14 protein-coding genes are annotated in these 21,787 nt (G+C 68.1%); 5 read left to right on the top strand and 9 right to left on the bottom strand.

Annotated features, from left to right (window positions below; translation table 11 throughout):
- Nucleotides 1-208 precede the first annotated feature (208 nt).
- The 6 genes from C8C99_RS14090 to glnE all read right to left on the bottom strand — a co-directional run bounded on the left by C8C99_RS14090 (nt 209) and on the right by glnE (nt 10,975).
- The gene (locus C8C99_RS14090) at nt 209-1,411 is read right to left on the bottom strand and encodes an HD-GYP domain-containing protein (protein ID WP_056643934.1); all 1,203 of its coding nucleotides are present in this window, start codon (nt 1,409-1,411) and stop codon (nt 209-211) included.
- 106 nt (nt 1,412-1,517) lie between these two features.
- A complete protein-coding gene (locus C8C99_RS14085; RefSeq protein WP_108626063.1) occupies nt 1,518-4,652 on the bottom strand; it encodes an efflux RND transporter permease subunit in 3,135 nt (1,044 codons plus the stop codon).
- Between the two features lie 12 nt (nt 4,653-4,664).
- Nucleotides 4,665-5,879 carry an efflux RND transporter periplasmic adaptor subunit gene (locus tag C8C99_RS14080; protein WP_108627167.1) on the bottom strand — a complete coding sequence of 405 codons (1,215 nt, stop codon included), beginning with the start codon at nt 5,877-5,879 and terminating at the stop codon, nt 4,665-4,667.
- 111 nt (nt 5,880-5,990) lie between these two features.
- Nucleotides 5,991-7,376: an efflux transporter outer membrane subunit gene (locus tag C8C99_RS14075; RefSeq protein ID WP_108626062.1), complete on the bottom strand. Its 1,386-nt coding sequence runs from the start codon at nt 7,374-7,376 to the stop codon at nt 5,991-5,993.
- Entirely contained in the window at nt 7,373-8,104 is a 732-nt protein-coding gene (locus tag C8C99_RS14070) for a TetR/AcrR family transcriptional regulator (protein ID WP_108626061.1), read from the bottom strand. Before C8C99_RS14070 ends, C8C99_RS14075 begins: the two co-directional genes overlap by 4 nt.
- A gap of 114 nt (nt 8,105-8,218) precedes the next feature.
- Nucleotides 8,219-10,975, bottom strand: a complete 2,757-nt coding sequence (glnE, locus tag C8C99_RS14065; protein WP_108627166.1) for a bifunctional [glutamate--ammonia ligase]-adenylyl-L-tyrosine phosphorylase/[glutamate--ammonia-ligase] adenylyltransferase — start codon at nt 10,973-10,975, stop codon at nt 8,219-8,221.
- A gap of 143 nt (nt 10,976-11,118) precedes the next feature.
- Between glnE and C8C99_RS14060 the strand changes: the two genes are divergently transcribed.
- The 4 genes from C8C99_RS14060 (at nt 11,119) to C8C99_RS14045 (ending at nt 18,869) form a co-directional block, all read left to right on the top strand.
- A complete protein-coding gene (locus tag C8C99_RS14060) occupies nt 11,119-15,276 on the top strand; it encodes a YhdP family protein (RefSeq protein ID WP_108626060.1) in 4,158 nt (1,385 codons plus the stop codon).
- Nucleotides 15,273-16,088, top strand: a complete 816-nt coding sequence (locus tag C8C99_RS14055; RefSeq protein ID WP_056643923.1) for a carbon-nitrogen hydrolase family protein — start codon at nt 15,273-15,275, stop codon at nt 16,086-16,088. The genes C8C99_RS14060 and C8C99_RS14055 overlap by 4 nt, the downstream gene beginning before the upstream one ends.
- Nucleotides 16,085-18,154, top strand: a complete 2,070-nt coding sequence (locus C8C99_RS14050; RefSeq protein ID WP_233247225.1) for a nitrogen regulation protein NR(II) — start codon at nt 16,085-16,087, stop codon at nt 18,152-18,154. The genes C8C99_RS14055 and C8C99_RS14050 overlap by 4 nt, the downstream gene beginning before the upstream one ends.
- Before the next feature lie 85 nt (nt 18,155-18,239).
- On the top strand, nt 18,240-18,869 hold the full coding sequence (locus C8C99_RS14045) for a response regulator transcription factor (RefSeq protein WP_056643921.1): 630 nt from the start codon (nt 18,240-18,242) through the stop codon (nt 18,867-18,869).
- Between the two features lie 37 nt (nt 18,870-18,906).
- Here C8C99_RS14045 and C8C99_RS14040 read toward each other — a convergent pair whose 3' ends face one another.
- On the bottom strand, nt 18,907-19,557 hold the full coding sequence (locus C8C99_RS14040) for an OmpA family protein (protein ID WP_108626059.1): 651 nt from the start codon (nt 19,555-19,557) through the stop codon (nt 18,907-18,909).
- A 192-nt stretch (nt 19,558-19,749) separates the two neighbouring features.
- On the bottom strand, nt 19,750-19,896 hold the full coding sequence (locus C8C99_RS24045) for a hypothetical protein (RefSeq protein ID WP_199226399.1): 147 nt from the start codon (nt 19,894-19,896) through the stop codon (nt 19,750-19,752).
- Between C8C99_RS24045 and C8C99_RS14035 the strand changes: the two genes are divergently transcribed.
- Nucleotides 19,829-21,052, top strand: a complete 1,224-nt coding sequence (locus C8C99_RS14035; protein ID WP_199226397.1) for a murein transglycosylase A — start codon at nt 19,829-19,831, stop codon at nt 21,050-21,052. The genes C8C99_RS24045 and C8C99_RS14035 overlap by 68 nt on opposite strands.
- 72 nt (nt 21,053-21,124) lie before the next feature.
- On the opposite strand, the gene C8C99_RS14030 is transcribed toward C8C99_RS14035, so the two are convergent.
- Nucleotides 21,125-21,610, bottom strand: coding sequence for an Lrp/AsnC family transcriptional regulator (locus C8C99_RS14030; RefSeq protein ID WP_056643917.1), 486 nt, complete (start codon nt 21,608-21,610; stop codon nt 21,125-21,127).
- Nucleotides 21,611-21,787: the final 177 nt, after the last annotated feature.

Below are 21,787 nucleotides of genomic sequence, written 5' to 3'. Positions count from 1 at the left end.
GTGGGAGCGTGAAAAAGCGCGCTGTGAAAGCGCGCATGGCGCGGTACCCCGCTGGCCCTCTCGGGGCAAGGGGTGTGCGGGCAGCTCAACCCGGCACCTTGTGCGAGGCGCCGTTCAGGGGAAATCAGCGCGGGGACGTCAGCGCAGTGCCCGCCGCGCGAGGGAGGCGGCAGCGGAAGCTATGGGGGGCTGTGGCGCCCCGGGGGTGTCAGACCAATTGCAGCAGGCGGTCCAGCGGCAGCTTGACCCGCACATCCTTGAACGCCACGACGCCGGTGATCTTCCAGGGCGGCATGCCCGTGTCGCGGGGGATGGGCTCCCCCGTGGGCATGCCGTCGCGGTTGGTCACCACGGCCACGCGGGGGGTGGTGGCGGTGGTGCCCCGGCGGATGACGACGCCCACTTCACGGCTGGCCAGGCGCACAAAGGCACCCGGGGGGTACACCCCCAGCGTCTTGACGAGGGCGGCGCCGGCCTCGTCCACCTGGTGCTCTTCATCGTAGTAGCTGGCCTGCATGGCGGCCGTGACGGGCATGGGCAGCCGTGCCGCGCGCGGGGCCAGGCGGGCGCCAAAAATGTCGGCACGCTGCAGCAGGCGCGCCATCTGCTGGGCTTCGGTCTTTTTTGCCATGGGCCCCGGCGTGCGGTGGTGGTGGCAGCGCACGGCCTCCAGCCATGCCGGGTCGGCCACGCCCAAGTGGCGCAGCAGCGCCTCGGACCGCGCAGCGTGGTCTTCCACGGCGGCGATCTGGGTGGCGGTGAGGGGCTGGGTCTGCAACACCAGTTGGTCCTGCAGCTCCGTCATGGCGATGTTCATGCTCAGCGCCGCATGGCCCAGTTGATGCACCCGGCCGCTGGGCCAGCGCAGCATCTCGCGCGCCACCACCATGCACACGCAGCTCACCAGCATGGAATGGGTGGCGCTGTACATGCGCGTTTCCTGGGCCGAGAGATAGATCAGCGCCAGCAGGGTGGCGTCGGGTGTCTGCTCGCAATGGCGCGCGAGCTCATCGTGCAGCGCCTGAAAGCGCCCGCCAAAGTCGCTGGGCGACGGGGAGCGCAGCAGCTGCGTGGCGCGCAACTGCAACTCTGGCCAGTCGGGCAGGGTTTTGCCGGCACGCGCGGCGGCGGCCTGTTCGCCCGCCGTCATCTTCATGGCCGCGATCTCGCCCAGGTTGGTGTCGGCGATCAGCATGCGCTGCAGCTGCGCCAGGTAGGCGCGGTGGCTGCCGCCGGATTCGTCGGTGTCCACGCACAGCTCGTGCCCGCGTTCCACCAGCTTGGCCAGCTCCTCGCGGGTGCGGATCACATAGCCCTTTTGCGCCAGCAACGCGCCGTCGGCCCCCCGCAGCACAAAAGGCAGGGGGTGGCCCAGCTGGATGGATTCGATGTTGAGGCTGACGAGGTTCATGGTGCGCGTTGCATTATCCGACGGCTACCCCCTCGCCAAAGCCCGGGCAACCCCCGTGATTGCCCTGCTTTTCGCAGCCATGCCGAGGGGCACGGCCGCGGGTGCATCACGGGGCGGGCGGCGGGGTGGACTGCGCCAGGGCCGGTGCCGCAGGTGCCGCCGGTGGCGTGGGCCCGTGCCGTCCCCAGCGCAGGCGGCGAGCCAGCCGCCCGAACCCTTGTCCCAGGTCATCCACTCCGGTGAACACCGCCGGAATCACCAGCAGGCTCAGCAGCGTGGAGGTAATGAGCCCGCCAATCACCGCCACCGCCATGGGCGAGCGGAAGCTCGCGTCCGCCGCGCCGACGCCGAGCGCGATGGGCATCATGCCCGCACCCATGGCCAGCGTGGTCATGATGATGGGGCGCGCCCGCTTGTGGCAGGCGTCGACCAGCGCTTCAAAGCGCGTCATGCCGTGCTCGCGCCGCGCCAGGATGGCGTATTCCACCAGCAGGATGGAGTTCTTGGTGGCAATGCCCATGAGCATGATCAGCCCGATGAGCGAGGGCATCGAGAAGCTCTTCTGCGCGATCAGCAGCCCCACAAACGCCCCGCCCAGCGACAGCGGCAGCGCCGCCAGGATGGTCACCGGGTGCAGGAAGTCCTTGAACAGCAGCACCAGCACGATGTAGATGCACAACACGCCGGTGAGCATGGCCAGGCCAAAGCTCGCAAACAGCTCGCCCATCATTTCAGCGTCGCCAATCGTGATCTGGCGCACGCCGGCTGGCAGGTTCTGGATGGAGGGCAGCGCCTCCACCGCCTTGGTCACATCGCCCAGCGGCTGGCCCGAGAGTTCGATCTCGAAGTTCACGTTGCGCGCGCGGTCGTAGCGGTCCACCACGGCCGGGCCACCGCTGAACTCCAGCGTGGCCACCTGGCCCAGCATCACCGGGCCCTTGGCGCCGGGCACCGGCAGGCGCTCCAGCAGCGACAGATCCTTGCGCGCGTCGTCCTGCAGCTTGACGACGATGGGCACCTGGCGCGCAGCCAGGTTGAGCTTGGGCAGCGACACGTCGTAGTCACCCACCGTGGCAATGCGCAGGGTTTCGGCGATGGCGCTGCTGGTCACGCCCAGGTCGGCGGCGCGGGCAAAGTCGGGGCGCACGGCGATCTCGGACCGCACCAGGCTGGCGGTGGACGAGATGCTGCCCAGGCCGGGGATGGTGCGCAGGTCTTTCTCGACCGCCAATGCGGCGGCGGTCAGCGCTTGCGGGTCGTCGCCGGTGAGCACCAGCACGTACTTTTCGCCTGAGCCGCCCAGGCCCACCTTGCTGCGCACGCCGGGCAGTGTCTCCAGCGCGGCGCGGATCTTGTTCTCGATGCCCTGCTTGCGCGGCCGGTCGCCGCGCGGGGACAGCAGGATGGTGAGTGTGGCCTTGCGCGTTTCGGTGCTGGCGCCGCCCATGAAGGGGTCAGTGCCGGCCGAGCCGCCGCCGATGGTGGTGTAAACGCTTTGCACGTGGTCTACCTGGGCGATGCGCTGGCGCGCGTCTTCGGCCACGGCGCGCGTCTGCGCCAGCGTGGCGCCGGGCGGCAGCTCCAGGTACACCTGCGTCTGCGAGTTGTCATCCGGCGGGATGAAGCCCGTGGGCAGCAGCGGGATCAGCGCGAGCGAACCGATGAAAAACGCCGCCGTGGCAATGAAAGTCATCCACCGGTGCTTGATGCACCATGCGGCCCAGCGCAGGTACACCGTCATCCAGCGTGGGTCCTTGTGGTCGCCCACGATGGGCTTGAGGATGTAGGCCGCCATCATGGGCGTGAGCAGACGCGCCACCACCAGGCTGGCAAACACCGCGAGCGACGCCGTCCAGCCAAACTGCTTGAAGAACTTGCCCGCAATGCCGCTCATGAACGCCGTGGGCAAAAACACAGCAATCAGCGTGAAGGTGGTGGCGATCACGGCCAGCCCGATCTCGTCGGCCGCCTCCATGGCGGCCTGGTAGGGCGTTTTGCCCATGCGCAGGTGGCGCACGATGTTCTCGACCTCCACGATGGCATCGTCCACCAAAATGCCCACCACCAGCGACAGCGCCAGCAGCGTGATCACGTTGATCGAGAAGCCCAGCCAGTACATGCCGATGAACGCCGGGATCACCGACAGCGGCAGCGCTACGGCCGATACAAACGTCGCGCGCCAGTCGCGCAGGAACAGCCACACCACCAGCACGGCCAGCAGCGCGCCTTCGTACAGCAGGTGCATGGAGCCGTCGTATTCCTCCTGCACCGGCTGCACGAAGTTGAAGGCCTCGGTGATTTCAAGGTCGGGGTGCTGCGCTCGCATCTCCTGCAGGGCCGCCTGCACGGCAGCGCCCACTTCGACTTCGCTGGCCCCCTTGCTGCGCGCCACTTCAAAGCCCACCACCGGCTTGCCGTTGAGCAGTGCCAGCGCGCGGGGCTCGGCGATGGTGTCCGTCACCGTGGCCACCTGGTCCAGCCGCACATGACGGCCGTCCGACAGTGCCAGCGTCAGGCCCGCCAGCTCCTGCGCCGACTGCACCGTGGCCAGCGTGCGCACCGGCTGCTCGCTGCCGCCCAGGTCGGTGCGGCCGCCGGCACTCTCGGTCTGCACCAGCCGCAGCTGGCGCGACACATCGGCCGCCGTGGCGCCCAGGGACTGCAGCTTGACCGGGTCGAGCGCCACATGCACCTCGCGCTGCACACCGCCCACGCGGTTGACGGCGCCCACGCCGCGCACGGTGAGCAGCTTCTTGGCCACGGCGTCGTCCACAAACCAGGACAGCGCCTCATCGTCCATGCGGGCCGACGCTATGGTGAAGGCCAGAACGGGCTGCGCGGCCAGGTCCATCTTGGTCACGATGGGATCGCGCACGTCGCCCGGCAGGTCGCCGCGCACACGGGCCACCGCGGAGCGCACATCGTCCAGCGCCTCCTGCGTGGGCTTCTCCAGCCGGAACTCGGCGGTGATGGTGGCGCCGCCGTCCTGCACCTTGGTGTAGATGTGCTTGAGGCCCTGCAGCGTGGCGATGCTGTTCTCGATCTTGCGCGCCACGTCGTTCTCCAGCTGCGCGGGCGAGGCGCCCGGCAGCGCCACCGTGACGGAGATCGTGGGCAAGTCGATGTCGGGAAAGTTCTGCACCTTCATGGCGTTGAAGGACAGCAGGCCGCCGAAGGTCAGCAGCACAAACAGCATCAGCGCCGGTATGGGGTTCTTGATGGACCAGGTGGATACATTCATCTCGAATGCTCCTCAATTGATAGCTGTTAGCGCATGATTCACTAGCGCTACAGGCACTTTTTGCATGAAATACTCGCTGGAGGACTGCTTGCCCGCCGCTGGCGCCGCCGCAGGGGCCGCCACGCGCACAAGGTCGCCATCGTTCAAAAAGCCCGCACCGCGCACGGCCACGGAGGCGCCCGCATCCAGCCCCGACAGCACCTCCACCCGGTCAGCCACGCGGCGGCCGGTCTGGACCTTGCGCATCTGCACGCGCTGGTCGCCGCCCACCACAAACACGTACGAGAACCCGTCGCGCACCACCAGCGCCTCCTGCGGCACGGTGAGCGCATCGCTGCTGCCCAGTGCGAAGTCGCCCCGCGCAAACATCCCGGCTCGGAAGTCGGTGTTGGCGGGCAGATCCACGTAGACCAGCGCATTGCGCGTCTGCGGGTCCACCGTGGGCGCGACCATGCGCACGGTGCCCTCGGCCACGGCGCCGCTGGCGGCGGTGACGCTGACCTTGGCGCCGGGCTGGATGCGCCGCAGCTCGGTGGACGTGACTTCGGCGCGCCACTCCAGGCGGCCCTTGCGCACCATGCGGAACAGCTCCGTGCCGGCACCCACCACCGCGCCCACGGTGGCGGTGCGGGCCGAGATCACGCCACTGTCAGGCGCCACCACCTGGGTGTATTTGAGGCGCAGCTGCTGCGCGTTCAGCGCGGCCTTGGATGCCTCCACGCGGGCCTGGGCGGTCTGCTCGGCCGTGGTGAACTGCTGGATCTGCTGCTGGCTGAGTGCGCCCGTGGCTTGCAACGAGCGGGCGCGGTCGGCATTGGCGGCGGCCTCGGCCGCATTGGCCTGGGCTTCGAGCAGGCTGGCGCGGCTCTGGGCCACATCGGCCAACACCGTGTCGGCCGAGAAGGTGGCCAGCACCTGCCCGGCCTTGACCACATCGCCCACGTTCACGCGCACCTCGGTCAGGCGCAGGCCGTTGCTCTCGGCCCCAATGCTCGCCTCTTGCCAGGCCGCGATGTTGCCGTTGGCGGCCAGGCGCAGCGGCACCTGCATGCGCTGCGGTTGCGCCGTGCTGACGGTGAGCGCAGGCCGGGGCTGGCCCGCCTTGGGTTCATCGGCGGCACGCGATGCGCCCGAGAAAACCAGCGCACCGCCCGTGGCCAGCACGCAGGCGGTAATCACGGCGAAGGCGGTGGGGGAAAACTTGAAGGAGAAGGAGGAGTGTTGCATGTGCATCTGTCCTGAAAAATTCATATCAGCTGTGCATGGTGTTGGGCGTCGTCCACTGCGCTTGAAACCGGCGATGCGCAGGCGAGGCGCAAAGCGCCTCAGGGGGGTGTCTCATAGCTTCCATCCACCACCGGCGGCGCGGTACAGCGCAATCCAGGCGGTCTGGCGCTCGTGCTGCAGCGCGATCAGCGCGTTCTCGGCGGCCAGCGCTGTGCGCCGGGCATCTTCCAGCTCCACCAGGCTGGCCAGGCCGCCGCGCCAGCGCGCTTCGGTCGCGTCGAACGACGCACGGTAGCCTTCGGCGGCAGTGCGCGCGCTGGCGCTGCGCTCGGCCGTGCTTTGCAGGCGCACCAGGGCTTGCTCGACCTCGCTCACGGCCTGGCGCACCTTGGCCCGGTACTGCGACGCGGCCTCGTCGTAGCGGGCCTGCGCAGCATCGGTCTGCGCAGCGCGGCGGCCACCGTCAAAGAGGGGCACGCTGAGCGCCAGCGGGCCGATGGTCCAGGTGTTCAGGTCGGTGGTCACGCCCCCGGTGCGCACCTGGGCTGCACCCACGGTGCCGCTGAGGGTCAGGCGTGGGTAGCGCTGGGCCTGGGCGCTGGCGACGTCGGCGCTGGCAGCCGCCACTTCGCGCTCGGCGTTGTACACGTCGGGGCGCTGGGCCAGCACCTGGGCGGGCAGTGCGTCGACGGTAAATAAAGTGTCCGGGGCCGCAGCCACCGGCTGGGCCAGCCGGGTGCGCAGGGTGGGTTCTTCCCAGCCGGTGAGCGCCACCAGGGCCTTGACTTCCACATCGCATTGCATGCGCTGCTGCGAGGCGCGGGCCTGGGCCTCCGCGGCGCTGGCACGGGCCAGTGCGGCTGTGGCGGGCGCAGTGAAGCCCGCGCGCTCACTCAGCTGCGACAGGCGGGACGTTTCACCACGGGACTGTGCGTCGCGCTCGGCCACCTGCTGCTGGGCCAGGCAGGTGCGGATGCTGCTGGTCTGCTGCGCCACCTCGGCCGCCACGCTCACGCGCGCCTCGTGCCACAGGGCCTGTGCGCCCGCCAGCCGTTCATCGGCCGCGGTCTTGGCGGCGCGGTTGGCGCCAAACAGGTCCACCTCCCAGCTCGCCTGCAGCCCTGCCTGCGAGGTGGTGGCCACGCGGGCCAGCTGGTCATTGAAGCCCCGGCTGGCGCTGGCCTGTGCGTCGAGCGAGGGCAGCAAAGCCGCCCGGCTTCCCACCTGCGTGGCACGGGCCTGCGCAATGCGCGACTGGGCCTGCGCGATGCCCGGGCTCACGGTCTGGGCGGCGTCGATCAGCTCGACCAGCAGCGGATCTTGCAGCTGGGTCCACCAGCGGGCCAGATCGCCCAGCAAGCCTTGGTGCGGCAGTGGAGCTTGCCATGCGATGGGCGGAGTCGCAGGCACCCGGGCGGGCGGCGCAGACACCGCGCAGGCGCCCAGGGCCAGGGGCAGCAACGCAGCCCATGCGAAACGGGTCGTACGTAGATTCATGCGTTGGATTCCTTCTTGTGTGAAGTCCGCAAAGTGCGACGCCCAGACCGTTGTGTGGCCTGCCGTCGGGCGATTTCTCCTTGCACCATGCTCAGGGCGTAGCCGGTCAGCCGTTCCACCCATCGGTCCACTACCCCGGCAGTGGCCAGCTGGGGGGCAATGGCCACCAGAGGGTCGCGCTGCGTCCACAACTGCATCACCAGCCCGGCCAGGGAGAAGGCCAGCCGGTGCATGTCGTCGTCCACCGCCGGAACGTCCATGTGGCGGCAAAGCACCTGAACCAGCGCCATGTGAGGGGCGCGGCATTCGCGTTCGATGAGTTCGGGCCAGACATGGGTAGGGTCCAGCAACTCGCGCACATGCAGGCGCAGTGACTGCGTGACCAGGTCGTCGTGCTTGAGCGGTTCCAGAAACCCTGCGAAATAGTGGTGCAGCGCGCCCTGCAGGTCCACGGCCGGGTCAGCAAACACCGGGATCAGATCGCTGCCGCTGCCAAACGGCTCGTAGAACGTGGCGGTGTACAGCTGGGCCTTGTCGCCAAAGTGGTAGGCAATGGCGGCCACATTGGTGTCCGCCGCCTGGGCGATGGCGCGCACCGACGTCTGGGCAAAGCCTCTTTCGGAGAACAGCTGCAGCGCGGCCTGCAGCAGACGGGCACGCGTGTCTTGTCCGTCACTGCGGGCTGTGCGCTGGGCTGCAGCGGGAATGGGGTGGGCACCGGAACTCATGGCCCCGGATTAAACCACCAGAATTCAAACAGTTGTTTGAATTAATGAATTTTTCAGAAGCTGCTGCTGCACCAAAGTGCAACGGGTTGTCACCGCATCGAAAGTGGCCGCTTGCTACGGGGCAGGACCAAACACGGCCTGCCACAGCGCGAGCACGGCATCGCGCTCGGCCTGCAGTGCGGGGGGCGTGACCTGGGTGGGCGCTTCGTCCAGCCGCGCCACGTGCTGCACCCGGCGCAGCTCGCGGTAGGCGTCGGCGGCTGCGTGGCCCACCCCTGCGGGCAGCAGGCCCACTTGCTCGGCGCGCTGCAGCAGGGCGATGTTGCCCAGGTTGCCACGCAGTTCCGGGTGAGCGGCAGACTGCGAAAGCACCAGGTACTGCAGGGCAAACTCTGCGTCCACCATGCCCCCCGGGCTGTGCTTCACGTCGAAGCTTCCGGCGGGCGTGGGGTGGGCCGAGCGCACCCGCTCGCGCATGGTCACGATCTCGCCCTTCAACGCCAGCGGGTCGCGGGCAGAGGTGATGACCGCCTCGCGCACGGCGTCGAAGCGCTCGCGCAGGGCCTCGCTGCCCATCACAAACCGCGCACGTGTCATGGCCTGGTGTTCCCAGGTCCAGGCGGTGTTGCTGCCGCGTTGCTGCTGATAGTTGGCATAGGCCTCAAAGCTCGTGACCAGCAGGCCCGAGTTGCCGTTGGGCCGCAGGGCGGTGTCGATCTCGTAGAGGTCGCCTTCGCCCGTCTTGACGGTGAGCCAGTTGATGAGCTTGCGCACAAAGGCCGCGTACACCTCGGGGGCGCGCTCATCGTCGTCGTCGAACACAAAGACGATGTCGAGGTCGCTGCCGTAGCCCAGCTCCTTGCCGCCCAGCTTGCCGTAGCCAATGATGGCGAACTGGGGTTCGTCGCGATGGCGGTTCTTGAGGCGGCTCCAACACCACTGGCTGGTGATGCGCAGCACGCTGTCGGCCAGCGCGCTGAGGTCGTCGGCCACCTGCTCGACGGTGATGCGGCGCTCCACGTCGCGCGCCAGGGTGCGGAAGGTTTCGGCATGCTGCGCACGGCGCAGCAGGTTGAGCAGAGTTTCGTCGTCGTCCTCGCCGGTGGAGCGCAGCGACGCCAGGCGCATGCCCAGCTCGCGTTCAAAGTCGGCCACCACAAAACGCTCGGACAGCAGCGCGTCGCCCACCAGCTCGTCGATCACGCCGGGGTGCTGCAGCAGGTACCGCGCGGGCCACTTGGCCGCGCCCAGCAGGTGCAGCAGCTGTTCGTGCACCGAGGGCCGCTCCAGCAGCAGCGCCAGATAGCTCTCGCGCCGCAGCAGCGGCTCCAGCCAGTTGGCCAGGCGTATGGTCGCCTCTTCAGTGACGCGTCCCTCCTTGAGCCACTGGGCTGTGCGCTGCACCAGGCGGAACAGGCGGGCCCGCGCTTCGTCACGCAGACCGGCCACGCGCGGGTGGTTGCGCCATTCGGCCACGCGCTCGCGAAAGCCCGATGGCAGTTGCTCCAGCAGGCCTTCCAGTTCCGGGGGCGGCGGTGCCGCCGCCCGGGGGCCGCCACAGCCACCACCGCTGCATTGCTTTTTGCCGTTGCCACCCAGCAGGGTGTCGAACTCCTGGGCCACCAGCTCGCGGTGTGCGTCCAGCTCGTGCAGGAAGGCGCAGCAGTCCTTGTAGCCCAGGGTGCTGGCGATCCAGGCCAGGTCGTCGTCGCGCGTGGGCAGCACGTGGGTCTGCTGGTCGTCCAGGTACTGGATGCGGTGCTCCACCCGGCGCAAAAACACGTAGGCCCGGGCCAGCGCGTCGGCGGTTTCCTGGGGCATCAGGCCCGCATGGGCCAGGCGCTGCAGCGCATCGAGCGTGGGGCGGCGGCGCAGCTCGGGGAACTGCCCGCCGCGCACCACCTGCAGCAGCTGCACGGTGAATTCGATCTCGCGGATGCCGCCGCGTGAGAGCTTGACGTCGTTGGCGCGCTCGGGGTGTCCGGCGCTGCGTTTGGACGCATGGTCCCGGATCTGGCTGTGCAGCGAGCGCAACGCGTCGAACACGCTGTAGTCCAGGTAGCGGCGGAACACAAACGGCAGCACCACGCCGCGCAGGGCCTGCACCTCGGGGCTGCCAATGCAGTCGCGCGGGGCCACCACGCGGCTCTTGAGCCAGGCAAATCGCTCCCATTCGCGGCCCTGCACCTGCAGGTATTCCTCCAGCGCGGCCAGGGACACCGAGGCGGGGCCCGAGTTGCCATTGGGCCTCAGGGCAAGGTCCACCCGGAAGACAAAGCCATGCTCGGTGGTGTCACCCACCAGGCTGTAGATGGCCTTGACGGCGCGTGCGAAGTATTCGTGGTTGGAGATGCGGCCCCGGCCATCGGGCATGCCAGCCGTTTCGCCATCGTGCTCATACACATAGATGAGGTCGATGTCGCTGGAGACATTGAGCTCGCGGGCGCCCAGTTTGCCCATGCCGATGATCCACAGCTGCACGGGCTGGCCCTGCGGGCCGCACGGTGCGCCATGGCGTTCGTCCAGCTCGCGGCGCGCCTGCTGGCAGGCACGGTCCAGGGCCAGCTCGGCCAGTTCGGTCACGGTGCGGGTGATGTCGGCCAGCGGTGTCTGCGCCTCGCAGTCCAGCTGGATCAGTCGTTCCATGACCAGCTGGCGCAGCACGCGCAGCGCGGTGCCCGTGTCGCAGCCGCGCGCGCACAGGGCGTCGTAGGCCTGTTCCATGGTCGCGAGCACCGGGACGCCCGGGGGCAGCAGCGGCAGGTCGTTGGCGTAGCGGCGGTGCAGGCGCTGGTAGAAGCGGGAATGCTCGGCCAGGGGCCCCTCCGGCAGGGGCTGGTGGCAGCGGGGGTCAGACAGAGAAGGATGCATGGCAGCCACAGCCGGATGTTGGACGGGGAGCGAGGTGCTGGTCTGCGGGCCCGACGGCATACAAAAGCTCACTGGACACTCGGGTCACGAGTGAACCCATGCCAGGGCTGCGGGTCATAATTCCTGCCACTTTCCATCTCACCATGATCGATCCCACCTCGCACCCCTCACGCCTGCTGAAAATAGTTGCAGGTTTTGCGCGGTGGTCTCTGGGATTGTTGCTCGCCTTCTGGCTGCTGCTGACCATCGCATGGGGGGCTCTTCATGGTTGGATTGTGCCGCGAATCGGTGATTTCCGCCCACAGTTGCAGGCGCAGGCCGCACGGGTATTGGGGGTTCCCGTGCAGATCGGCGCCATCGTGGCCCGCACCGAGGGGTTGATCCCGTCCATTGAGCTGTCTGACGTCGCGCTGCTGGATGCGGCAGGCCGTACCGCGTTGCGCCTGCCCCGGGTGGTGGTGGCGCTGTCGCCCCGTTCGTTGTTGCAGTGGGGGTTTGAGCAGCTTTACATCGAAGGCCCTGACCTGGACGTGCGCCGCGCGAGCGACGGGCGCATCTATGTGGCGGGGCTTGAATTTGCCCAGAACCAGGGCGACAGCAGCGCGGCGGCCGACTGGTTGTTCTCGCAGGGCGAGGTGTACATCAAGGACGGAACCGTGCGCTGGACCGATGAGCAGCGCGGCGCCCCGGAGTTGGCGCTGGAAAAGGTGGACGTGGTTTTGCGCAACGGCAACTGGCGCCACAACCTTCGGGTAGATGCCACGCCACCGCCGGAATGGGGTGACCGCTTTACCCTGGTGGGCCTGTTTCGCGCGCCGCTGCTGCGCGCCCGCGATGGCAACTGGAAGCACTGGAGCGGCCAGGTGTTTGCCCATTTCGCGCGGGTGGACGTATCGCGCCTGCGTCACCACGCCGATGTGGGCATCGAGGTGGCCCAGGGCCGGGGCGCGCTGCGGGCCTGGGCCGACGTGCGCAGCGGGCAGGTCGTGGGTGGCACGGCCGACCTGGCGCTCGCCGATGTGAACACCACCCTGGCCCCTGACTTGCGACCGCTGGTGCTGCCCTCCATCCAGGGGCGCCTGGGAGGTCGCCGCTTGGTTGGCGGCTTTGAATTCTCGACGCAGGCGCTGCAGTTCCAGACCGACGATGGCCTGACCTGGCCTGGCGGCAACTTGCGGTTGGTGCACACCGATGCCAACGGCAAGGCCCCGGCGCAAGGCGAGTTGCGGGCCGACCGGCTGGACCTGGCGGCACTGGCGCAGGTGGCCAGCCGTCTGCCGCTGGGAACGGCCGCCCACGACGCCTTGCGCACCTACACGCCCCAAGGGCTGGTGGACGAGATCCAGGCCACCTGGAAGGGGCCGCTGGATGCGCTGCAGCAGTACCAGGTCAAGGGGCGCATCCAGGGGCTGGCGCTGGCCGGTGCTACCGATGTCGCGGCACCCGCCCACTTGGGCTTGCGCGGCGCCAACGTGGACATCGATATGAACCAGGCAGGGGGCAAGGCGGCGCTGACCATGGCGTCGGGGGCGCTGGTACTGCCGGGGGTTTTTGAGGAGCCCGTCCTGCCGCTCGACCGGCTCAGCGCCGATGTGCGCTGGCAACTGGACGGCGACCGCATTGCTGTGCAGGCTAACGATGTGCAGTTCGCCAATGCCGATGCCCAGGGCGATGCCCGCGCCACCTGGCACACCAGCGACCCATCCAAGGCGCCCCACCGGTCGCGCTTTCCGGGGGGGCTGGACCTCACGGGCACGTTGCACCGCGCTGACGGCACCCGGGTGCACCGCTACCTGCCCCTGTCCATCCCCGCTGATTCGCGCCACTATGTGCGCGATGCGGTGGTGGCTGGCAGCGCCAGCAATGTGCAGTTCCGCGTCAAGGGCGATCTGCACGATCTGCCCTTCAACGACCCCAAGCAAGGTGAATTCCGCATTGCGGCGCGGGTCAAGGACGTCACTTACGCCTACGTGCCCACCGCACTGCAGCCCGCGGGCACCCTGCCCTGGCCCGCGCTGATCGATCTGGGCGGCGAGCTGATCTTTGAACGCTCGTCCATGCAGGTGCGCGGCGCGAGCGGCGGCTTTGCAGGCAGCAAGGGCCTGCGTCTGTCCAAGGTCGAGGCGCGGATTCCAGACCTGGCGCACACCGTGGTGGGCGTGAGTGCCGATGCACGCGGCCCGCTGGCCGAGCTGCTCACGCTCATGGCCACCTCGCCGCTGGGCCGCATGACGGGCAATGCGCTGGAGCAGGCCAGCGGTACGGGCAACGCCGACTTCCAGCTGCGGTTGAGCCTGCCCATCAGCGACATCAACAAATCCAAGGTGCAGGGCAGCGTCACGCTGGCGGGCAACGAGCTGCGCATCACCCCCGACACCCCTGCGCTCACCCGCGTGCGGGGCGCCGTGCAGTTCAGCGAGACGGGGTTTTCGCTGTCCAACGTGCAGGCCCAGGCGCTGGGCGGCCCGGTGCGGCTGGAAGGTGGCATGCGCGCTCTGGCGGCCAATGCCCCGGCCACCGAGTCTGCAGTGCAGATCCGTGCCCAGGGCACCGCCACGGCCGAGGGGCTGCAGCAAACCCCGCAGCTGGGCATGTTGTCGCAACTGGCGCGGCGGGCCACTGGTAGCGCCCCGTACACACTGGCCCTGTCGTTTCGCCGCGGGGTGCCTGAACTGCAGGTGAACACCAGCCTGCAGGGCCTGGCCCTGGCCTTGCCTCCCCCGCTGGGTAAAACGGCGGACAGCAGCCTGCCCCTGCGTTTCGACAACCAAGTGGCGCGCGAATCGCTGGTGGGCTTGGCGAACAACAACGGCAACGGGAGCAATGCCCCCCCGCTGCGGGACCAGATCACGCTGGACCTGGGTTCCCTCGGATCGGCGACCTATGTGCGCGACCTGAGCGGCCCCCTGCCGCGCGTGTTGCGGGGCGCGATCGGTGTGGGCCTGAGCAACGGTGAGTCGGCCCCGATGCCCACCCAGGGCGTGGCTGCCAACATCAACCAAGGCAAGCTGGATGTGGACGCCTGGGACGAGGTGCTCACACGGGTGACTGCGGCCGAGCCAGCTACCCGCAGCCCAGCAACGACGACGACGCCCGCCGGGCCGGCGGTGGCGCAGGACTATCTGCCCACCACGCTGGCACTGCGCGCGCGTGAACTCACTTTGCAGGGCCGCACACTGCACAACGTGGTGGCGGGTGCGCTGCGCGACGGCACCACCTGGCGAGCCAACCTCGATGCCACCGAACTCAACGGTTACCTGGAATACCGCCAGCCAGGCACGCCCGAGTTCAGCAATGGCCGCTTGTTTGCGCGCCTGTCGCGGGTGAACATGCCGCAAAGCGATGTGACGCAGGTCGAAGAGCTGCTCAACGAGCAACCGGGCAATCTGCCCGCGCTGGACATCGTGGTGGACGACTTTGAGCTGCGGGGCAAGCGGCTGGGTCGGGTGGAGATGGAGGCCCAGAACCGGGGCGGCGAGGGCGTGCAGCGCGAATGGCGTCTGTCCAAGTTCAACATCACCGCGCCTGAGGCAGCGTTCACCGCCAGCGGCAACTGGGCGGTGCTCAATGCCGCTGCGGCGGGCCCCCGTTCTGCGGAGCGGCGCACCGTGCTGAGCTTCAAGCTCGATATCCGCGATTCGGGCGACCTGCTGGCCCGCCTGGGCATGGCCAACGTGGTTCGGCGTGGCAAGGGCCGCATGGAGGGGCAGGTGGGCTGGATTGGCGCGCCGTTCAGCCCCGACTACCGCAGCATGACCGGGCAGATCAACCTGAATGTCGAGTCCGGCCAGTTTCTGAAGGCCGACCCTGGGTTGGCCAAGCTGCTGGGCGTGCTCAGTCTGCAATCGCTGCCACGCCGGCTGACACTGGATTTTCGTGATGTGTTCAGCGAAGGCTTTGCGTTCGATTTTGTGCGGGGCGATGTGCGCATCGAGCGGGGCGTGGCCACCACCAACAACCTGCAGATGAAGGGCGTCAATGCGGCCGTGCTGATGGAGGGCAGCGCCAATATCGACCAGGAAACGCAGGACCTGCGTGTGGTGGTGGTGCCCGAGATCAATGCCATGACCGCCTCGCTCGTGGCCACGGCCATCAACCCGGTGATTGGCCTGGGCAGCTTTTTGGCCCAGGTGTTTTTGCGGGGCCCGCTGATCGAGGCGGCCACGCAGGAGTTCCGCGTCGATGGCACCTGGGCCGACCCGCGCGTGGTGCGCGTGGCCCGCCGCGGGCGCGAAGCGAGCCCTGCCACCGAGGCGGCGCCCCGCGTCAACCCGCCCCCCAAGACCGGAGAACCTTCATGAAAGTTGCTGCCATCCAGATGGTGTCCGGCACCGCGCTGGACGACAACCTGCGTGTTGCGCGCGAGCTGCTGGAACAGGCTGCGCAGGGCGGCGCCGAACTCGCCGTGCTGCCTGAGTATTTTTGCCTGATGGGGCACAAGGACACCGACAAGCTGGCGTTCCGTGAGACCGCCGGCGCCGGGGTGATCCAGCAGTTTCTGGCCGATACCGCACGCGCGCTGCAGATGTGGATTGTGGGCGGCACGCTGCCGATGGCCACAGACGCGCCGGACCGGGTGCGCAACACCACGCTGGTCTTCGACCCGACGGGCACCTGCGTTGCGCGCTACGACAAGATCCACCTCTTTCGCTTCAGCAACGGCGCGGAACAGTACGACGAAGGCCGGGTCATCGACGCTGGGGACACTCCGGTGCATTTTGATCTGCAGGCCCGGGACGGGCGGCGCTGGCGCGTGGGGCTGTCCGTGTGCTACGACCTGCGCTTTCCGGAGCTTTATCGCGCCCATGCCCGCGCCGGTGCCGACCTGCTGCTGGTGCCCAGCGCCTTCACCCACACCACGGGCCAAGCGCACTGGGAGGTCCTGCTGCGCGCCCGCGCGGTGGAAAACCTGGCCTATGTGCTGGCCCCTGCCCAAGGCGGTGTGCACGCCAATGGCCGCCACACCTGGGGCCACAGCATGCTGGTGGACCCCTGGGGCAGCATCGTCGCGCAGCGGGATCAGGGCGCTGGCGTGGTCGCCGGAGAGCTGGACGCGCAACGCCTGGGCGCCGTGCGTGCCCAGCTGCCCGCATTGACCCACCGCGTGCTGTGACTGCCACCCCTGCCTTCCCCGCCAAACGCACGCTGCTGCAGCGCTGGCGCGGCGCCTGGCGACGCTGGTCGTTGTGGACTGCGCTGGTGCTGCTCGTGGTGTCCATGCTGGCCACGATGGTGTGGCTGGCCGGGCGCTACGAAGCCAGCCAGGTGCAGACCCGCCTGGAGCGCGACACGGCCGATGCGGTGTCTGACATCCGCACCGCGCTGACGCACAACCTGCAGAGCCTGCAGGCCCTGCCCAGCGACAACCCGAGCCATCTGGCCTGGGAGGTCGAGGCGTCTGACCTGCTGCGCAATCGGCGCGAACTGGTGCGCATCGAGCTGCGTGACGCCAGCCTGCACATGCGCACCCATGTGCAGTCGCCCTACCGACCGGTGGCGTGGGACATGCGACTGCGCGACAGTGGCCAGTCGGACCTCACCATCGCCTGCGCCAACGCGCGTCGCCTGGGGGGGCCTGCGTATTCCAGTAGCTACTTTCAGCCCCATGGGGACGGTCTGGGCTCGGAGATGATGGAGCTGTGTGTGCCGCTGTCTGCCAGCGGGCGCACCAACGGGTACCTGGTAGCGACCTATGCGCTGCAGGACATCCTGGCCAATCTGGTGGGTCACAACCTCACCCGCAGCCAGGAAGCCTCCTTCACCGAGGCCGACGGCACCCGACTGGCCGTGCTGGGTGCGGCACGCCGGGGTTCGCGCATGTTCTCGGCACAGCACCTGATGGACCTGCCAGGCAGCACGCTGGTACTGCGCATGGACAGCTGGCACAGCGCGCCCAGCCTGTTTCCCAATGTGCTCACAGCCCTGGTGACGGCCATGTCGATTGCGCTGGTGACGGTGATGGTGGTGCTGGTGCGCGACAACCGTCGCCGCCTGCGCGCCGAGCGCGACCTGGCCGACGCGCTGGCCTTTCGCAAGGCGATGGAGGACTCGCTGGTGACCGGGCTGCGCGCGCGCGACCTGGAGGGGCGCATCACCTACGTCAACCCGGCCTTTTGCGAGATGGTGGGCTTCAGCCCGCAGGAGCTGCTGGGCCTGAGCATGTCAGCACCCTATTGGCCGCCCGAGCGTGTCGAGGAATACCGCCAGCGCCAAGCCATCCGTTTTGCAGGCACCATGCCACCGCGCGAGGGGTTTGAGTCCGAGTTCATGCGCAAGGATGGCACCCGGTTTCCTGTGCTGATCATCGAGGCCCCGCTCATCAACGCCCAAGGCCAGCACACGGGCTGGATGAGCGCGTTCCTGGACATCAGCGAGCAGCGCCGGGTCGAGGAGCTGTCCCGCGCCTCGCAGGAACGTCTGCAGGCCACTGCGCGGTTGGCCACGGTCGGCGAGATGGCCTCGTTGCTCAGCCACGAACTCAACCAGCCGCTGGCCGCCATCTCCAGCTACGCCAATGGCTCCATCAACCTGCTGGAACATGCCACGCCCGCCAGTGTCGGCGCCGGTGCGTCCACCCCCGAGCACGATGCCCTGGACGATGTGCGCATGGCGATGCGCCAGATTGCCCGCCAGGCCGAGCGCGCGGGCCGCGTGATCAAGAGCGTCCACGACTTTGTGCGACGCCGTGACCAGGCCCGCGAGGCCGTGCATGCGCAGCAATTGCTCGATGCCATCCTGCCGCTGGTGAGCCTGCAGGCCCGCAAGCTGGGTGTGCGCGTCAACACATCCATCGAGCCGGGCCTGGCGCCCGCGTTGTGCGATCGCACCATGGTGGAGCAGGTGCTGCTGAACCTGGCACGCAACGCCATGCAAGCCATGGACGACCCCGGCGTGCGCAATCGTGTGCTGGATATCCGGGTGCGGCGTGCAGCCTCCAACCCGCACAACGGCTGGATTGAATTTGCCGTGACCGATGTGGGGACGGGGATTCCCCCCGAGGTCGCAGAAAAGCTGTTCACCCCGTTCTTCACCACCCGCCCCGAGGGCATGGGCCTGGGACTGAGCATGTGCCGCACCGTCATCGAACAACACGGCGGTTTCCTCGGATTTGCGCCGAATGAACCCCGTGGTACGGTGTTTACCTTCACGCTACCCGTGAACAATGGCGCCACATCCTGAGGCTTATGGCATGGGCCTGTGCCAGGCCCTGGCGGCTTCAGCGTGTGCGCGTGACAGATATTGCAATGGACCACTGAACTGATTTATGGAGCCCATCACCAACGCCACCGTGTACATCGTGGACGATGACGCCAGCGTGCGCGAGGCGCTGGCCTGGCTGCTGCGCTCGCGCCGACTGCCCAGCGAGTCCTTTGATTCGGCCGAGGCCTTCGATGCCATGCTGCAAAAGCGGCCGCCCCAGCGCCAGCCTTGTTGCCTGTTGCTGGATGTGCGCATGCCTGGCATGAGCGGTCTGGCACTGTTTGACGTGCTGGCCGCGCGGGGAGACCTGGCCACCATGCCGGTGATTTTTCTCACTGGACACGCCGATGTGCCCACTGCCGTGGACACGGTCAAGCGCGGTGCGTTTGATTTTTGCGAGAAGCCTTTTTCCGACAACGCGCTGGTGGACCGCATCGAGCAGGCGCTGGCCCGATCTGCAGAGCACCTGGCGCAGGTGCGCGAGCGCAGCGACCTGCAGGTGCGCCTGACCGAGTTGACCGAGCGCGAGCGCGATGTGATGGATCTGGTGGTGGCGGGGCTGCCCAACAAGCTGATCGCTGACCAGCTCGATATCAGCGTGCGCACGGTGGAGGTCCACCGCTCACGCGTGTTTGACAAGATGCAGGTCAAGTCGGCCGTGGAGTTGGCCAACCTGCTGCGCACCGGGCACTGAGCCTGGCTGCGAGGCCTGGATTTCGACGCCCGCGCGCTCAGCCCCGGGGTCGCTCACCCACAAAAATCTCGACCCGCCGGTTGCGTGCACGGCCTTCGGCGGTGTCGTTGGTGGCAATGGGGTAGCGCTCGCCGAGGCCTTCGATCACGATCCGGCGGCCATCCACACCGCGCGCCGTGAGGTAGCTGCGGGTGCTGGCGGCGCGGTCCATGGACAAGGGGTTGTTGACAGCGTCGGAGCCCGTGCTGTCGGTGTGGCCCACGATGCGTACGTCGGTGTTCGGGTTGCTGCGCAGGCCGGCGGCAAACTGGTCCAGCACCGGGGCGAAGTTGGGCTGGATGTCCGAGCGACCCACCGCAAAAGAGATGTCACTGGGAATGTTCAGCTTGAGCTGGTTGTCGGCCGTCTGCGTCACGGCGATGCCGGTGCCCTGTGTGGCTTGTTCCATCTCGCGCTTCTGGCGCTCCATGTTTTGCGACCAGATGTAGGTGCCCAGTGCCCCCACGCCCGCGCCTACCACCGCTCCAGTCCCTGCACTGCCGCCGGTGGCAGAGCCGATGACCGCGCCCGCCAGCGCCCCGATGCCGGCGCCCGTGGCCGTGCGGCGCTGGGTGTCGTCCATGTTCGCGCAACCGGTGACCAGAACGATGGCGGCGGCAGCGCCGAGAAGTTGAATGTGTGTGCGCATGTGCGTGCTCCTTGAAAGTCGATGGCGCTGGGTGGGCTTTGCACCCCTGCGTCGGGAGCGTCGTCGCATTCCCGCACAGCGGCTTCACCCGGCTCGTGCCATCGTGGCCCTGCAGCCGGGCCGGCGCCAACAGCACATCGGCACCGTGGCTGTAGGACATGGCCGCAGCCCCTGCGCCGGGCGCGCCACCTGTCAGGGGGCGGGAGGCGGGGGGCTGTCCTGGTCGGTGGGCTGCGGGGACTTGAGCTCGCCCCCCTTGCGTCCCGAGAACATGGTCCACCACACGATGGCCACCAGCACCACCAGCGCCAGCAGCGCTTCAAGCAAAATCAGCCCCATGAAATTGACACTCCTGCGCGTTGCGTTGACGGCGCTGATTGTAGGAACGCTGGCCGCCTGCTCCACGCCCCCTGCCCCTGTCCCTGCGCGCCCTGGGGGTACCCCGGCACCGCTGCCACCCAGTAGCGTGGTGCTGCCTGGCGACACCGGTCCTTTGCCACCGCCCCTGGCGCAACCCAAAAGCCGCTGGACGCCGGTGCGCTGGTCCGAGCTGCCGGGCTTTACCGAAGACGCACTGCACGAAGCCTGGAATGCCTGGATCAAGAGTTGCGAACGGCCCCAGCCGCCCTTCACAGCGCTGTGCAGCGAGGTGCGGCAACTGAGCATTGCCACGGCCGATGAACAGCGCGCCTGGCTCATTGCACGCCTGCAGCCCTATCGCGTCGAGTCCACCGACGGCAACCCCGACGGTCTGCTCACGGCGTACTACGAACCCATGATGGATGCTGTACGCCAGCCCGGCAATGGCTTCACCGTGCCCATTTACCGTGTGCCCGCCAGTCTGGGTGCGCGCAAGCCCTGGTACACGCGCCAGCAGATCGACACGCTGCCGGAGGCCCAGGCCGCACTGGCGGGCCGGGCCATTGCGTGGCTGCGTGACCCCATCGAGTCCATGGTGCTGCACATCCAGGGCTCGGGCCGCTTGCGCATCACCGAGTCCGATGGCTCCGTCTCGCTGGTGCGGGTAGCCTACGCGGGCACCAATGACCAGCCCTACCAGAGCGTGGGCCGCTGGTTGCTCGACCAGGGCCTCACGCGCGATGCGACCTGGCCTGGCATCCGCGCCTGGGTGGCCATCAACCCCCAGCGCACCAACGAGCTGCTGTGGAGCAACCCGCGCTATGTGTTCTTTCGTGAAGAGCCCTTGAGCCCGCTGGACGCCGGTTTCGGCCCGCGCGGCGCACAGGGCGTGCCCTTGACGCCGGGGCGATCCATCGCGGTGGACCGGCAGAGCATTCCCTATGGCACTCCCGTGTGGCTTGCGTCCACCGGCCCGCAGGTACAGCTCAACCGCTTGGTGCTGGCGCAGGATACGGGCAGTGCCATCCTCGGGGCGGTGCGCGCGGACTATTTCACGGGTTGGGGACCGGAGGCGGGCGACATCGCAGGCCGGCTCAAGCAGAACCTGCGCCTGTGGGCGCTGTGGCCACGCTGAGGCGGGCGGGGCTGCGGGCCTGGCATCGCGCCGCCGTGCTCATGGGCGTGTGCTGAGGGCGCTAGTAGGCTTTCAAGCACGCGGACGGCTCAGGTGCGTCAGCGGCAGCGCCCCGCTGGCCTTCACCTCGCCCAGCGAGAAGCTGGTGTGCATGTCCTTCACGTTGGGCAGGTTCAGCAGCACATCGCGCGCAAATTGCGAGAAGCTGTCCAGGTCCCGCGCCACCACCTGCAGCTCGAACGTGCCAGTGCCGCTGATATAGTGGCAGGACACGACCTCGGGGATCTGGCGGATGGCTTCCTCCATCTTGCGCGTGAGGTTGCCCGTGCTGCGGTCGGCATCCAGCCGCACAAAGGCCAGCACCCCGAGGCCGATCTTGTGCCGGTCGATCTCCGCGCGGTATCCCTTGATGAAGCCCTGCTCCTCCAGCGCCCGCACGCGGCGCCAGCAGGGGGCGGCCGACAGTCCCACTCGCTGGGCCAACTCGGCGTTCGTCAGTCGGGCGTCAGCCTGCAGCTCGTTGAGGATGGCGATATCGAATTTGTCGAGAGTGTTCACAAAGCGGTTGAAAAGAGAAAGATCCTTTCTCAGAATAGCCTAAACACGGCACAGAACGCAAAGACATATCAGCGACGCAGACATACACTTACCTCCACATTGGAGCGGCTGCCCTAAACGGGCGGACGGATCCTGCCCCACCGGCCCACAAGGCCAGGCCCCACAAAGAAGCCATTG

The sequence above is a fragment of the Acidovorax sp. 107 genome (assembly GCF_003058055.1).
Classification (GTDB): domain Bacteria; phylum Pseudomonadota; class Gammaproteobacteria; order Burkholderiales; family Burkholderiaceae_C; genus Acidovorax.
Note: the sequence above shows the minus strand (reverse complement) of the source record. Positions and strands in the feature narration are given on the sequence as shown.